The organism is Alcanivorax sp. HI0044 (assembly GCF_001634945.1).
This window is the reverse complement of record NZ_LWEZ01001532.1, coordinates 1-1,538: the sequence shown is the minus strand read 5'-3', so window position 1 is coordinate 1,538 and position 1,538 is coordinate 1. Positions and strand designations below refer to the sequence as shown.

General features: G+C 58.4%; 1 protein-coding gene. It reads right to left on the bottom strand.

The genetic code is table 11. From position 1 onward, the window contains the following. A partial coding sequence (gene glmS, locus A3730_RS23045) for a glutamine--fructose-6-phosphate transaminase (isomerizing) (RefSeq protein ID WP_063539051.1) occupies positions 1–1,538 on the bottom strand: 1,538 nt, incomplete at both ends.

The window sequence follows — 1,538 nt, the reverse complement described above, 5'->3', positions numbered from 1 at the left end:
GACTTCCTGCAGGTTGGATTTCAGTTTTTCCAGCAGTTCGTCGTTGGGGGCCACGGAGACCACCGGCATTTCGCTGTCTACCAATGCCAAGGGGCCATGCTTCAATTCACCCGCTGCATAGGCTTCGGCGTGAATGTAGGAAATCTCCTTGAGCTTGAGCGCCCCTTCCAGCGCCACCGGGAACTGTACGCCACGGCCCAGGAACAGGGCATGGTGTTTTTCCACGAAGGCTTCGGAAAGTTTTTCGATGGGTTTGTCCAGCGCGGCAGCCTGCTCGATCAGGTTGGGCAGCTGGCGCAACTCTTCCAGGATTTTTTCAATCTCGTTATCCGCCAGGCCTTTTTGTCGGCCCAGTGCCAACACCAGCATCAACAACCCAACCAGTTGGGTAGTAAACGCCTTGGTGGAGGCCACACCGATTTCCGGGCCGGCCTTGGTGAGGAACACCAGTTCCGATTCGCGCACCAGGGAGGAGCTATCCACATTACACACCGCCAGGCGACCCACGTAATTGGGTGACTGGGTGTCGCGCAGGGCCGCCAGGGTATCGGCGGTTTCGCCGCTCTGGGAAATGGTGACGAACAGGGTGCCTTCCGGCACCACGTGCTTGCGGTAGCGGAACTCGCTGGCCACTTCCACCTGGCAGGGAATGCCAGCGATATCTTCCAGCCAATAGCGGGCCACCATGCCGGCGTGGTAGCTGGTACCGCAGGCGACGATCTGCACGGTCTTAACCTTGTCGAAAATCGCCGGGGCTTTTGCGCCGAAGGATTCGATCAGGCTTGCCGGGTTGTCGATGCGACCTTCCAGGGTTTTCTGGATGGCCGCCGGCTGCTCGAAGATTTCCTTCTGCATGTAGTGGCGGTATTCACCTTTTTCCGCATCTTCATGGGTGCCGTCGAACTCGTGGGCTTCACGGGTTACCGGGTTGCCGGCTGCATCGACGATGCGCACGCTGTCGGTGGTGATTTCTGCCTGGTCGCCTTCTTCCAGAAAGATAAAGCGGTTGGTCACCGGCAGCAGGGCCAGCTGGTCCGACGCGATGTAGTTTTCATCAATGCCCAAGCCAATGACCAGAGGGCTGCCGGAACGAACGGTGACCAGCTTGTGCGGTTCTGAGGCATGAATGACGCCCAGTGCGTAAGCGCCATCCAGCTTTTTGGTGACCGCCTGCACGGCGTCAAACAGGTTCAGGCCACTGTCCAGCGCCTGGTGCACCAGATGGACGATGACTTCTGTATCGGTCTGGGATTCGAAGTGGTAGCCGCTGGCTTCCAGTTCGTCTTTCAGTTCCTGAAAGTTTTCGATAATGCCGTTGTGCACCAGCGCCAGATCACCACCGGACATGTGCGGATGGGCATTGGCTTCTGAAGGCTTGCCATGGGTAGCCCAGCGAGTATGGGCAATGCCGGTGAAACCTTCTGTATGTTCTTGCGTGGCCGCCGCCTCCAAACCAGCAACCTTGCCCTGACGACGCACCCGGCTAATACCGTTGTCATTCAACAGTGCCACACCGGCGCTATCGTAACCCCGGTACT